This window comes from Pseudomonas sp. S2_C11, from assembly GCF_054668395.1.
The window spans coordinates 5,113,245-5,126,827 of sequence record NZ_CP162765.1 but is presented as its reverse complement, the minus strand read 5'-3'; the positions used below and the strand labels follow the sequence as shown (position 1 = coordinate 5,126,827).

Genomic DNA, 13,583 nt, shown 5'->3' with positions numbered 1-13,583 from the left:
CTCGAACGGTGAAAAGATATCCGACGCAAACAATCGGGAAAGCCGCGTTATAGTAGCGCGTTCACGCCAAGGAGCTTTGCATGCGCCAGAAACCCACCGTACTCGCCCGCGAGATCGTCGCCACCAGTCGCCTGTTTCGCGTCGAAGAACTCAAGCTGCGATTTTCCAATGGCGTGGAGCGCACTTACGAGCGTCTGGTCGGCAAGGGTGCGGGCTACGGCGCGGTGATGATCGTCGCGATGCTTGATGCCGAACACGCAGTGTTGATCGAGGAATACTGCGGCGGCACCGACGAGTACGAACTGTCTCTGCCCAAAGGCCTGATCGAGCCGGGCGAAGACGTGCTGGCGGCCGCTGAGCGGGAACTCAAGGAAGAGGCCGGTTATGGCGCACGTCAACTGGAACATCTGACCGAGCTGTCGCTGTCGCCCGGTTACATGAGCCAGAAAATCCAGGTGGTGCTGGCCACCGACCTGTATGAAGAGCGGCTGGAAGGTGATGAGCCGGAGCCGATGCGGGTCGACAAGGTCAACCTGCGCGAACTGTCGGCACTGGCGCAGAATCCGCAATTTTCCGAGGGCCGCGCCTTGGCTGCGCTGTATCTGACCCGCGACCTGCTGAGCCAGCGCGGGGTGTTCAGCTATGAGTGAGACGTCGATGAATTTTCCCCATCCGCTGATGGCACCTGTGGTTGCGCTGGCTTTACAGGCTGGCGAGGCGATTCTGCCGTTCTGGCGCGCCGGCGTTGAAGTCACGGCCAAGTCCGATGATTCGCCGGTCACGGCCGCCGACCTGGCCGCCCATCACCTTATCGTTGCCGGGCTGATGGCGCTGGATCCGAGCATTCCGGTGCTGTCCGAAGAGGACGCCGACATCCCGCAAAGTGTTCGCGCCGGTTGGCAGCGCTGGTGGCTGGTGGATCCGCTGGACGGTACCAAGGAGTTCATCAGCGGTAGCGAAGAATTCACCGTCAACATCGCGCTGATCGAAAATGGCCGGGTGGTGTTTGGTGTGGTGACGATGCCGACCAACGGTCGTTTTTATGTCGGCGGCGCCGGATTTGGAGCCTGGCGTGGCGACGAGGGCGGTACGCCGACGGCGATTCAGGTGCGCGATGTGCCTGCGCCGGGCGAGGCGTTTACCGTGGTCGCCAGCCGTCGACATTCCAGTCCCGAGCAAGAGCGTTTGCTGGCCGGGTTGAGCGCCAGTCTTGGTGAGTTGCAACTGGCCAATATCGGCAGTTCCTTGAAGTTCTGTCTGTTGGCCGAAGGTGCTGCTGATTGCTATCCGCGACTGGCGCCGACTTCGCAGTGGGACACGGCGGCAGCGCAGGGCGTGCTGGAAGGGGCGGGGGGCGAGGTGCTGGATTTGAAGGGTGAAGCGTTCAGTTATCCGCCGCGAGAATCGCTGTTGAACGAGTTCTTTCTGGCGCTGCCGGCGAAGGCTGCGTGGCGCGGACGGTTGTTGGAGTTGGCCCGAGGCTAACTGCCTGATCCGCAATTCCCCTCACCCCGGCCCTCTCCCCCAGGAGAGGGAGCCGACCGAGTTGTCTGGCGCTATGCATCGACCTGGAGAATCGAGTCGTGGATTCGGCGAAGCAGTTTCAGGTCGACGTAAATCTGTAGCATCCCCGTATCGGTTCCCTCTCCCTCGGGAGAGGGCTAGGGTGAGGGGCTGTTGATCTTCAACGGTGCAAAACGTACTGCCCGGTAAATCTCACCGCCTCGTCCTCACTTCCCGCATTCAGTATCCGCGTATCCAGCGTCAGCCGCGCCCGTCCATATCGCCGATACATCGCCACAAAGCGTTTCCACACCGCGGCCTCCGGCGCCGGGCAAATGGCCACGGCGTCTCCCGTCACCGGCAGCGGATAACTGATCTGTCCTTCCTGAATGACGATATGTCCGTCGGCAATCCCTTCTTCCTTCAAACGTAAATGCAACCAGCCCCAACCGGCCAGCACCGCTGCGCAGTACAGGCTGCCGCCAAACATGGTGCTCTTGTGATTGACGTTGGGCGCGAGGGGCAGGTGCAGGCTCAGTTGCTGCTCGCGCCACTCAAGCACCTCGAGGCCCATTTCGGCGGTCAGCGGAATGTCGTGATGCAGCACCGTTTGCAGGTATTCGCTTTCGCTGCTCATTCGTTGTCTTCCCCGTGGCTGCTGTCGCCGAAATTCAGACCGTGTTTGCGCAGCTTGTCATGCAGGGTCTTGCGCGGAATACCCAGAGCTTCGGCGAGGCTGCGCACCGAGCTGTGCGAGCGCGCCAGTTCGGCGGCTATCAACGATTTTTCGAAGTTTTCGACTTGCTCGCTGAGGCCGCCGCTGACCACTTCTACAGGCGCGCCGCCGCTGCCATCAGCGCTGTTGTCCAGTGCCAGTTCAAGGCCGAGGGCGAAGCGTTCGGCGGCATTTTGCAGTTCACGTACATTGCCTGGCCAAGTATGGCGCAGCAGCAGGGCGCGGTGTGCCGGTTGCAGCTCGTGGGGCGGCAAGCCGTGACGGGCGCTGGCTTCATCGGCGTAATGCTGGAACAACACCAGTGCGTCTTCGCCGCGTTCGCGCAACGGCGGGATGCGCAGCGGCGCGACGTTGAGGCGGTAATACAAGTCGGCGCGGAAGCGGCCCTGATCCGCCGCCTGGCGCAGGTCTTCCTTGGTCGCGGCGATGACGCGGATGTCCAGCGGGATCAACTGATTGCCGCCCAGGCGCTCGACGACCCGCTCCTGGAGCATGCGCAGCAGTTTCACTTGCACGTCCATGCTCATGCTTTCGATTTCGTCGAGAAACAGCGTGCCGCCGTTGGCGAATTCGAATTTGCCGATGCGACGCTTCTGCGCGCCGGTGAAGGCGCCGGGCTCGTGGCCGAACAGCTCGCTTTCCACCACCGATTCGGCCAGGGCGCCGGCGTTGATCGCCACGAACGGGCCGTTGCGGCGGCTCGACAAATCGTGCAGCGCGCGGGCCACCACCTCTTTGCCGGCACCGGTTTCGCCGAGGATCAGCACGTCGGCCTTGGTCGCCGCCAGCGCGCCGATCTGTTCACGCAGGCGCAGCATTGGCGTCGAATGGCCGACCAGCCGAGCGCTCAATTCGTTGCGGTCGCTCAAGGCCAGACGCAGGCTGCGGTTGTCCAGCACCAGCCGCCGTAGCGCGAGGGCGCGACGGACGCTGTCGAGCAGTGCATCGCTGGCAAAGGGCTTTTCCAGAAAATCGTAAGCACCGGCGCGCATCGCTTGCACTGCCAGCGGTACGTCGCCATGGCCGGTGATCAGCAGCACCGGCAACTCGGGATCCTGTGCGTGCAATTCACTGAGCAGCTCGAGGCCGTCCATGCCCGGCATGCGAATGTCGCTGACCACCACACCTGGCCAGTCACGCTCAAGCTGTGCGGCGAGGCCCTTGGCTTCGGACAGCGGAAGAATTTTCAGGCCGGCCAGGTCCAGGGTCTGGCCGAGAGCCTGGCGCAGGTGCGGATCGTCGTCGATCAACACTACCTGGATGCGATTGTCGATGGTCATGCACTTCGATCCTCGGAAGGTTGCAGGCTGACTCCGGGCGCGCCGGCGCGCAGGCGCAAGGTGATCAGGGCGCCGCCTTGCTTGTGGTTGGCGAACGACAGCTCGCCGCCAAAGGCGCGCATCAGCGTTTCACAAATGGCCAGCCCCAGACCCAGACCCTGGGTGCGGGTCTTGGTGGTGTAGAAGGGCTCGCTGGCACGGCCAAGAGCTTCCATGCAGAACCCGGGGCCGTTGTCGCGAATGTACAGATTGACGCCGTCGGCGGTGGCTTCGGCACTCAGCCACAATTTGCGCGGCGGGCCTTTTTCGGTGAGCGCATCGAGGGCGTTGGCCAGCAGATTGCCGAGCACCTGGCGCAATCGGGTTTCTCCGGCCTCGACCCACAGCGTCGCGGCGGGCAGGTCGCGAATCAGTTCGACTTCCATGCTGCGCCGACGTTTGGCGAGTAATGCCAGCGCATCGTCCAGCGCCGGTTGCAGAGCGACGCTTTCCGGTGCGTGGCGATCGCGCCGAGCGAAGGCACGCAAATGGGCGATGATCGAGGCCATGCGCCCGGTCAGTTCGCTGATCAGCTTGAGGTTGCCGCGCGCGTCCTCGGTGCGCTGATGATCGAGCAGCACTTCGGCGTTTTCCGCATAACTGCGAATCGCTGCCAGCGGCTGATTGAGTTCGTGGCTGATACTCGCCGACATGGTCCCCAGCGCCGACAGTTTGCCGGCCTGAACCAGATCGTCCTGGGCGCGTACCAGCTCCTGCTGCGCCTGCTCACGCTCGAGCACTTCCTGTTTCAAACGCCGGTTGAGGCCCTCCAGATCGCTGGTACGTTCGGCAACCCGGCCCTCCAGCTCGCGGCGCGCCTTGGCCTCAAAGGCGATGCGCTCCAGATAATGCCGGCGACGTTGCATCATCAAACCCACCAGCAGCATCACCACCAACAGCGTGGCGCCGCCGATCGCAACCACCGTGCGCACCGGACGATCGATCAGCGTGCGCGGGGCGAGAATGCTGACGCTCCAACCGGTTTCGGCGATGTCGTGGGTCTGCGTCAGCCAGGCGTCGGCGCTCAGGTTCAGCGGCCGCGGTTCACGGGTCGGGTAGGGCTGGATCGCGGTGATCGCGGCGCGCTCGGCATCGCTCAATGCACGGGTGGAGCGGAAACGCCATTCCGGGCGCGACGTCAGGATGACCACGCCGTTATGGTCGGTCACCAGCAATTGTTCCGGGGTTTTGCCCCACAGGCTTTCGGTATGGTCGAGGTCGACCTTGATCACCAGCACGCCGATGATTTTCTCGCCGTTGCGCACAGCAGCGGCGAAGAAGTAGCCGCGCTTGGCGGAAGTGGTGCCGAGGCCGAAGAAGCGTCCGAGGCGCCCGGCCATGGCTTCGCTGAAATACGGGCGGAAGGCGAAGTTGCGGCCGACGAAGCTGTCGCGTTTGTCCCAGTTCGACGCCGCCAGTGTCTGGCCGGAGGTGTCCATCAGATACATGACTTCAGCGCCGGTCTGCGCAGCGATGTTTTTCAGCAGGCGATTGGCGTTGCCTTGGGTCACGCCGTCGTCCGGCGCACCGAGCACTGCGCGCAGGGCCGGCAGATCGCCGAGAATCTGCGGCAACACTTCATAGCGATGCAGGGTGCCGAGCAGGTTGGCGACGTAGAGATCGAGGGTCTGGCGATTCTGCCCGGCGAGTTCGCTGCGGTAATAGCGCTCGGCAAGATGTTCCAGCGGCCACAGCAGCGGCGCCAGGCACAGGGCCAACAGCGCGAGGCTGCGCCAGCGGGGTCTGCGGGGAAGCGGTGGTTTCATGTGCCGGATACGCCTGTAGGGACAGGCGCATTATGCCCGGCCTCAGGCGAAGACGTCAGCGTCCTTGAGCAGCGCAGCCGCCTGGTCCTTGGCCGACAGCTTCGGCGCTTCGTCCAGTTGCCAGTCGATGCCCAGCGCCGGGTCGTCCCAGCGAATGCTGCGCTCGGAGGACGGGTCGTAATAGTTGGTGGTCTTGTAGAGGAATTCGGCGAACTCGCTCAGCACCACGAAACCGTGAGCGAAACCTTCCGGTACCCATAGCTGACGATGATTTTCCGCCGACAGGCGCACCGCCACCGATTTGCCGAAATGCGGCGAGCTGCGACGGATGTCCACCGCCACATCAAGCACTTCACCCGCGGTCACGCGAACCAGTTTGCCCTGGGTGTTCTGCAACTGGTAATGCAGGCCACGCAGCACGCCTTTTTGCGAGCGCGAATGGTTGTCCTGCACAAATTGCGTATCCAGACCGGTGGCGTCCTGAAACGCTTTGGCATTGAAACTCTCGTAGAAAAAACCGCGCTCGTCGCCGAACACCTTGGGTTCGATGATCAGAACACCGGGCAGATCGGTGGTGATGACATTCATGAGGATTTCCATAGACAGGTGTGAATGGCCGACATTCTTGCGCAAAGTGCTGCAGGGCGCGAGCGTTCGGTTTGAATTGGGCCGTTCAGTCACGCTGGGGGTTGCGTAACCGCCAAGGCAATGGCGATATAAGCGCCTAATAAAATTACAGGGGTCGTTTCATGCCGCTCGCCACGTTGATTCATCGCGCCAGTTTGCCCGGTCCGCAGGTTTCAGAGGCGCAGGCGCTGCAATGGCTGGCCGAACATTACGGGCTCAGCGGCACGTTGCAGGCGCTGGGCAGCCAGCAGGATCTGAATTATCGCGTCGACGCTGGCAGTGGGCGCTTCGTGTTGAAAGTCTGTCGTGGCGACTACGCTCTTGTGGAGCTGCAAGCCCAGCACGCAGGCCTCAATTATCTGGCCGAGCACTCGGCGATCAAGGTGCCGCGCGTCATCGCAGCCAATAACGGTGCAGATCTGTTGTCGTTGCAAGCCAATGGCGAAACGGTGCATGTGCGGTTGTTGGAGTACATCGACGGGCAGCCGTTGACCGATTTCGATCATCTTGGCCAGGACGTGGTTGCCGGGTTTGGCCGACTCTGTGGCGAGATGGATCTGGCGCTGGCAGGCTTCGATCACCCCGGCCTTGAACGCACCTTGCAGTGGGACGCGCGTCACGCCAACGCTTTGATCAGTCATCTGTTGCCGGTGATCTCGGACGTGCAGCAGCGTGCGGTGATCAGCGCTGCCGCCGAGCAGGCCGAGCGCCGTTTGCAGCCGCTGCTGGACAAGCTGCCGGTGCAGGCGATTCACATGGATATCACCGATGACAACGTCGTCTGGGCGCGTGATGCCCAGCGGCATTGGCAATTGCAGGGGGTGATCGACTTCGGTGATCTGGTGCGCACCTGGCGCATCACTGATTTGTCCGTGACCTGTGCGGCTTTGCTGCATCACGCCGATGGCGATCCGTTTGTCATCCTGTCGGCGGTCAAGGCGTATCACGCGGTCAATCCGTTGCAGTACGCAGAACTGCAAGCGCTGTGGCCCTTGATCGTGGCGCGGGCGGCGGTGCTGGTGCTCAGTGGCGAGCAACAGGTGAGCATCGATCCCGCCAATACTTATAGCCGCGACAATCTCAGCCACGAGTGGGAAATCTTCCGCGTCGCGACCTCGGTGCCACTGGAGCTGATGGAAGCGGCGATTCTCACCGCCGTGGGACAGACCGTGCCGGAGGCTGAAAACACAGAATTTGCACCATTGTTGCCCGGGCTGGTCGGGCGTGAATTTGCGCTGATCGATCTGGGCGTGTTGAGTCCGCATTTCGAAGCGGGCAATTGGGAGCAGCCGGGCATTGATCAGCGCTTGCTGACAGAAGCAGCAGCGGTCCATGGGCTGGCGGCGACGCGTTATGGCCAGTACCGCTTGTCACGCACCCGCCCGGACAGTGCGGCTGAACCGGATACGTTCCCGTTGCATGTCGAATTGCGTGTGCCGACCGGAAGCGAGGTGCAAGCACCGTTCCCCGGCGTTCTGAATCAAGCGGCAAACGGGGCGCTGCAACTCGATGGCCCGCAGTTCAGCGTTCGCCTGTGGGGCGTGACGCCAGTTCTTGGCCATGGCGCGGCACTGGATCGAGGCCAGAAACTCGGTGCGGTCACGGGTTCGCTGCTCGTGCAGATGTGCCGGGGAGCAGAACTCGACGCGCCGCTGTTCTGCACGCCGTCCCGTGCATCCGCGTGGCAGGCGTCGTGCCCGTCGCCGGCGACGTTGCTCGGGCTGGCCTGCGACGCCGAGCCTGAGCTGGACGCGCAAACCCTGCTTGAACGCCGCGATGCCAGTTTCGCCCGCACGCAAAAACACTATTACGTTGACCCGCCACGTATTGAACGCGGCTGGCGCAATCACCTGATTGATATGCAGGGCCGATCCTATCTGGACATGCTCAATAACGTCGCGGTGCTCGGCCACGGTCACCCTCGGATGGCGGCGGTCGCGGCGCGGCAGTGGTCGTTGCTCAATACCAATTCGCGCTTCAACTATGCGGCGGTCGCCGAGTTCTCCGAGCGCTTGTTGAAGCTGGCGCCGAAGGGCATGGATCGCGTGTTCCTGGTCAACAGCGGCAGCGAGGCCAATGACCTGGCGATTCGTCTGGCCTGGGCTTTCAGCGGCGGGCGCGACATGATCAGCGTGCTCGAGGCGTATCACGGCTGGACGATCGGTGCCGATGCGGTATCGACGTCGATTGCCGACAACCCGAGGGCGCTGGAAAGTCGCCCGGACTGGGTGCATCCGGTGCCGGCGCCGAACACTTATCGGGGCGAATTCCGTGGCGCGGATTCGGCGCCGGATTACGTGCGCAGCGTCGAACATCACCTGCAAAAACTGGCCGAGCAAAAGCGGCAACTGGCCGGTTTCATCTGCGAGCCGGTCTACGGTAATGCCGGGGGTATTTCTTTACCGCCGGGCTATCTGCCGCAGGTGTATGAAAAGGTCCGCGCGCAGGGCGGGGTGTGCATCGCTGACGAAGTGCAGGTCGGTTACGGGCGCATGGGCCATTTCTTCTGGGGCTTCGAAGAGCAGGGCGTGGTGCCGGACATCATCACCATGGCCAAAGGCATGGGTAACGGCCAGCCACTTGGCGCGGTGATCACCCGCCGGGAAATCGCCGAGGCGCTGGAGGCCGAAGGTTATTTCTTCTCGTCGGCGGGCGGCAGTCCGGTCAGTTGCCAGATCGGCATGGCGGTGCTGGATGTGATGGAGGAGGAAAAGCTCTGGGAAAACGCCCAGGTCGTCGGCGGTTACTTCAAGGCGCGCCTGGAAGCGTTAATCGATAAACATCCGCTGGTCGGTGCGGTGCACGGCTCCGGTTTCTACCTCGGGCTGGAACTGATCCGCAATCGCCAGACGCTGGAGCCGGCGACCGCCGAAACTGCGTTGCTGTGTGATCGTCTGCGCGAGTTGGGGATCTTCATGCAGCCGACGGGCGATGACTTGAACATCCTCAAGATCAAGCCACCGATGGTGACGTCGCGCCAGAGCGTGGATTTCTTCGTCGAAATGCTGGATCGGGTGTTGAGCGAAGGCCTGTAAGCAAGGCACATCCCCTGTGGGAGCGAGCCTGCTCGCGAAAGCTGTGTATCAGTCGCCACATGCGGTGACTGACACAGCGCATTCGCGAGCAGGCTCGCTCCCACATTTGTTTTCGCTCTCAAGTTCGATTTGTATCGATTTAATTAGCGTTCAAACGAATAGATTACTGATTTATAGCTTTTAAAGCCGATATTTATCGGTTATAAATTCGCCATTGCTCCGGCATGACGATCTTTTGTCCGGTGCGCGCGTTTTCTTTTCGGTCGAATTCTTCGACTGTCAAAGCACTAGCCCGGAGATGATTCATGAGCCGTATCGTTACCGTCGCCGCCACGCAGATGGCCTGTTCGTGGGACCTGGAAGCCAACCTCGAAACCGCTGAAAGACTGGTCCGTGAAGCCGCCGGCAAAGGCGCGCAGATCATCCTCATCCTGGAACTGTTCGAGGCACCGTACTTCTGCCAGAAGCCCAATCCGGATTACCTGCAACTGGCAACGACGGTTGAAGAAAACGTCGCCATCAAGCATTTCCGGAAAATTGCCAAAGAGCTGCAAGTGGTGCTGCCGATCAGCTTCTACGAACTGGCCGGGCGTGCACGCTTCAACAGCATCGCGATCATCGACGCCGACGGCAGCAACCTCGGAATTTATCGTAAAAGCCACATTCCGGACGGCCCGGGCTATCACGAGAAGTATTACTTCAACCCGGGCGACACCGGCTTCAAGGTGTGGAACACCCGTTATGCGAAAATCGGCGTCGGCATCTGCTGGGACCAGTGGTTCCCGGAAGCGGCGCGCAGCATGGCCCTGCAAGGCGCGGAAATTCTCTTTTATCCAACCGCGATCGGCAGCGAGCCGCACGACAAGACCATTTCTTCGCGCGATCACTGGCAGCGGGTGCAGCAGGGCCATGCCGGCGCCAATCTGATGCCGCTGATCGCCAGCAACCGCATCGGCAACGAAGAACAGGACGGCTACGACATCACCTTCTATGGCTCTTCGTTCATCGCCAACCAGTTCGGCGAAAAAGTGCAGGAGCTGAATAAAACCGAAGAAGGTATTCTTGTGCACACGTTCAACCTCGACGAGCTGGAACATATTCGCAGCGCGTGGGGTTCATTCCGCGACCGCCGACCGAATCTGTACGGCGCGTTGAAAACCCTCGACGGTTCCCTGGAGTCCTGATGACCACATTGAAAAGTACCCCGCGCGCCGACGGCTTCTACATGCCGGCCGAGTGGGCGCCACAAACCCAGACCTGGATGATCTGGCCCGAGCGCCCGGACAACTGGCGTCTGGGTGGCAAACCGGCGCAGGCCGCGCACGCCACAGTGGCCAAAGCCATCGCCCGCTTCGAGCCGGTGACCGTTGCCGTCTCCGCCGGCCAGTACGAAAACGCCCTCGCGCGCCTCGATGTGCCGAATATCCGCGTGGTGGAAATGTCCAGCGACGATGCCTGGGTTCGTGACAGCGGCCCGACCTTCGTTATCAATAACCATGGCGAAGTGCGCGGTGTGAACTGGGATTTCAACGCCTGGGGCGGTTTCGATGGCGGCCTGTATGCACCGTGGAACCGTGATTCGCAGGTCGGCGGCAAGATCCTCGAGATCGAGCGCAGCCCGCGCTACCGCACCGAAGGTTTCGTGCTCGAAGGCGGCTCGATTCATGTCGACGGCGAAGGCACGCTGATCACCACCGAAGAATGCCTGCTCAACCGCAATCGCAACCCGCACCTGAGCCGCGAAGAAATCGAAGCCGTACTCAGCGACAACCTGTCTGTGGACAAGATCATCTGGTTGCCGGATGGCTTGTTCAACGATGAAACCGACGGCCATGTGGATAACTTCTGCTGCTACGTGCGTCCGGGCGAAGTGTTGCTGGCCTGGACCGAAGATCCGCAGGATCCGAACTACCCGCGCTGCCAGGCCGCGATGCAAGTGCTGCAAAGCAGCACCGACGCCAAGGGCCGCCCGTTCACGGTGCACAAAATGCCGATTCCGGGGCCGCTGTACGCGACCGAAGAAGAGTGTGCCGGCGTCGATGCGGTGGACGGTTCGCAGGAGCGCAATCCTTCCGTGCGCCTGGCCGGCTCCTACGTGAACTTCCTGATCGTCAACGGCGGCATCATCGCGCCGAGCTTCGACGACCCGATGGATGCCCCGGCCAGGGAAATTCTGCAGAAGCTGTTCCCGCAGCACGAAGTGGTGATGGTGCCGGGCCGTGAACTGTTACTGGGTGGCGGCAATATTCACTGCCTTACCCAACAGCAGCCAGCGCCGCACAAAGAGTGAGTTGAGTCGTAACAGCTTGAGTTGATTCACAAATCAGCCAGGCAATGATTAGCTCGCTCAGCATGAAAGCAAGCCCGCGGCCCGTCAGGACCGCGGGCTTGTTTGTATCCGCCGGTCGACATTCGAGTCGCCTTGGCATAGCTCTTGTATTGCTCCTGATGCACTAGGGAGGGAGGGGAACTTCAACAGTTCTGTCACAAACCTTGGATAACGTAGCCGCTCATGAACGGGGAGAGAGCGCTGAAATGAACGCCGAAGTGAACGTAGTCAGCGAGCGGACTGTGCATCCCATGGCCGTCAACGGCGAATCGCTCCAGCTTGTCGCGCACTGGTTGAAGTCCAATGGAACGCGTCAGATCAGACAACCTGATCCGCGCCGGATGATGATCGAGCGTTACCCCGCTGGCCTGTTCAGCGAGGCCGAGCTGGAAGCCTTGTGGGATGTGATGGAAGGATAGGAACAACAGGGATTGGTCAAAAAGCGCTGCCGGGATGGCGGCGCTTTTTTTGGCCTGATTTTTATCCACAGGCATTCAAAGGTGGGAGCGAGCCTGCTCGCGAAGGCGTCAGCACTGCCAATGACTTTGTTAACTGATCCAGCGCTTCCAGAGCAGGCTTGCTCCCACAGTTCAGAACTCCCTGTTTAATCCGTTTTTTCTGCAACAGCCCAGCAAAAAAAATACGTTTCTTAGACGTTTTTCGCCTATTTAAAGACGATTCTTGAAATTGACACACAGTTCAGGGCGCGGCTACGATTCGGCCCAACGCCTGTGGCTAACCGCCATGACTCAAAATAAGGAGCAGGCCCGCCAGGACGTTACGTCGGCGGGCTTTTTTGTTTCGGGGTGAATACAAGAGTGCAGAAAGCGCCGTTTCAGCCGTTCGACACAGCGCGTTTCAACCCGTAATAAGGAAAACAAAATGTTGAACAAGCGAATCAGTCTGATCGCCCTGGGGATGTTGAGTGCTACACAGGCCATGGCTAACGACCAGGCCGAATCCAAGGGTTTCGTTGAAGACAGCAGCCTTAAAGTGCTGTTGCGCAACGCCTACATCAATCGTGATTACAAAGACGGTAACAAGGACAAGGCCGAATGGGGCCAAGCGGCCATCGGTACGTTCTCGTCGGGCTTCACCCAAGGCACCGTTGGTGTCGGCGTGGACGCTTTCGGTCTGTACGCATTGCGCCTGGACGGCGGCAAGGGCCGTAGCGGCGCCGGCGGCATCGACTTCTTCAGGCAGGAAAATGATGGTCGCGCGAACCACGACATTGCCAAGGGCGGCGCAGCGGTCAAATTCCGTGTTTCCAACACCGTGTTGACCTATGGCGACCAGATGCCGGCCCTGCCGGTGCTGAGCTACGACAACGTGCGTCTGCTGCCGGAAAGCTATACCGGTACTTTGATCACCTCCCGTGAGATCAAAGGCCTGGAATTGAACGCCGGTCGCTTCACCGCCGAATCGCGCAAGAGCGATGAAGGCCGTGACAGCGGCGGTCTGAAGTCGATCAACGTGTTGGGCGGCAGCTATCAGTTCACCGAAAACTTCAAAGGCGCGCTGTACGCCTCCGACGTTGAGGACGTCTTGAAGAAACAGTACGTGAACGCCAACTATGTGATTCCGTTCAACAAGGATCAGTCGCTGACCCTGGATTTCAACGGCTATCGCACCAAGCTGGACAGCTCGTACGTACGCGAAAACACCGTGCCGGGCGAAAGCATCGTCACCGGTCGCGACAACAAGATCTGGAGCCTGGCAGCCACCTTCGCCACCGGCCCGCACTCGTTCACCGTGGCGCACCAGCGTTCCACCGGCGACAGCAACCTCGGTTATGCCTACGGCGGCTACCAGAAAGATCAGGGCCGTGTCGGCGACGGTGGTAACTCCATCTATCTGGCCAACTCCTACTGGTCTGACTTCAACGCCGAAGACGAACGCAGCTGGCAGCTGGGTTACGGTCTGGACTTCGGTTCGTTCGGCGTTCCGGGTCTGAGCTACAACTTCGCTTACGTGCGCGGCGACAACATCACCACGTCCACCAGCGAAGGCGGCACCGAGCGCGAAATCTTCAACCAGTTCAAGTACGTCGTGCAGAGTGGCCCGGCCAAAGACCTGAGCGTGAAGTTGCGCAGCTCGATCCTGCGCGTGTCGCAGAAATCCAGCGAGTACAACGTCAGCGGTAACGAGCTGCGTGTATTCGTGGACTATCCGATCAACATCTTCTGATGATCGATCCGCTGTAAGAGAAATGAGAAAACCCCGATTCGATCGGGGTTTTTTTTCGCCGGTTCTTCAGCGAAAACCGCA

General features: G+C 60.9%; 11 protein-coding genes. 7 read left to right on the top strand and 4 right to left on the bottom strand.

All coding sequences use genetic code 11. The features are described 5' to 3' along the window. The first annotated feature begins 80 nt into the window (after positions 1–80). Both nudE and cysQ read left to right on the top strand, forming a co-directional pair. Positions 81–650, top strand: a complete 570-nt coding sequence (gene nudE, locus AB4N48_RS23075) for an ADP compounds hydrolase NudE (protein WP_016772166.1) — start codon at positions 81–83, stop codon at positions 648–650. A gap of 7 nt (positions 651–657) precedes the next feature. Beyond that, positions 658–1,485, top strand: coding sequence for a 3'(2'),5'-bisphosphate nucleotidase CysQ (gene cysQ, locus AB4N48_RS23070; protein ID WP_460095576.1), 828 nt, complete (start codon positions 658–660; stop codon positions 1,483–1,485). 199 nt (positions 1,486–1,684) lie between these two features. On the opposite strand, the gene AB4N48_RS23065 is transcribed toward cysQ, so the two are convergent. The 4 genes from AB4N48_RS23065 to rfbC are packed head-to-tail and all read right to left on the bottom strand — an operon-like array spanning position 1,685 to position 5,912. Then, positions 1,685–2,140: a thioesterase domain-containing protein gene (locus AB4N48_RS23065; protein ID WP_252877249.1), complete on the bottom strand. Its 456-nt coding sequence runs from the start codon at positions 2,138–2,140 to the stop codon at positions 1,685–1,687. Beyond that, entirely contained in the window at positions 2,137–3,519 is a 1,383-nt protein-coding gene (locus AB4N48_RS23060; protein ID WP_041477494.1) for a sigma-54-dependent transcriptional regulator, read from the bottom strand. The genes AB4N48_RS23065 and AB4N48_RS23060 overlap by 4 nt, the downstream gene beginning before the upstream one ends. Further along, positions 3,516–5,324: a sensor histidine kinase gene (locus AB4N48_RS23055; RefSeq protein WP_122508427.1), complete on the bottom strand. Its 1,809-nt coding sequence runs from the start codon at positions 5,322–5,324 to the stop codon at positions 3,516–3,518. The genes AB4N48_RS23060 and AB4N48_RS23055 overlap by 4 nt, the downstream gene beginning before the upstream one ends. A 42-nt stretch (positions 5,325–5,366) precedes the next feature. Beyond that, complete coding sequence (gene rfbC / locus AB4N48_RS23050; RefSeq protein ID WP_056787145.1) at positions 5,367–5,912, bottom strand: dTDP-4-dehydrorhamnose 3,5-epimerase; 546 nt, start codon at positions 5,910–5,912, stop codon at positions 5,367–5,369. 161 nt (positions 5,913–6,073) lie between these two features. On the opposite strand from rfbC, the gene AB4N48_RS23045 reads away from it, so the two are divergent. The 5 genes from AB4N48_RS23045 to AB4N48_RS23025 all read left to right on the top strand — a co-directional run bounded on the left by AB4N48_RS23045 (position 6,074) and on the right by AB4N48_RS23025 (position 13,502). After that, complete coding sequence (locus AB4N48_RS23045; protein ID WP_460094371.1) at positions 6,074–8,986, top strand: aminotransferase; 2,913 nt, start codon at positions 6,074–6,076, stop codon at positions 8,984–8,986. Between the two features lie 305 nt (positions 8,987–9,291). Then, positions 9,292–10,170 carry an N-carbamoylputrescine amidase gene (gene aguB, locus AB4N48_RS23040; RefSeq protein ID WP_460094370.1) on the top strand — a complete coding sequence of 293 codons (879 nt, stop codon included), beginning with the start codon at positions 9,292–9,294 and terminating at the stop codon, positions 10,168–10,170. Continuing rightward, positions 10,170–11,276 (top strand): agmatine deiminase, encoded by a 1,107-nt coding sequence (gene aguA / locus AB4N48_RS23035; RefSeq protein ID WP_457264662.1) that lies wholly within the window; start codon positions 10,170–10,172, stop codon positions 11,274–11,276. Before aguB ends, aguA begins: the two co-directional genes overlap by 1 nt. A gap of 245 nt (positions 11,277–11,521) precedes the next feature. Then, positions 11,522–11,734 (top strand): hypothetical protein, encoded by a 213-nt coding sequence (locus AB4N48_RS23030; protein ID WP_039756463.1) that lies wholly within the window; start codon positions 11,522–11,524, stop codon positions 11,732–11,734. Positions 11,735–12,197: 463 nt separating this feature from the next. Beyond that, the gene (locus AB4N48_RS23025) at positions 12,198–13,502 is read left to right on the top strand and encodes an OprD family porin (protein ID WP_150741768.1); all 1,305 of its coding nucleotides are present in this window, start codon (positions 12,198–12,200) and stop codon (positions 13,500–13,502) included. Positions 13,503–13,583 lie beyond the last annotated feature (81 nt).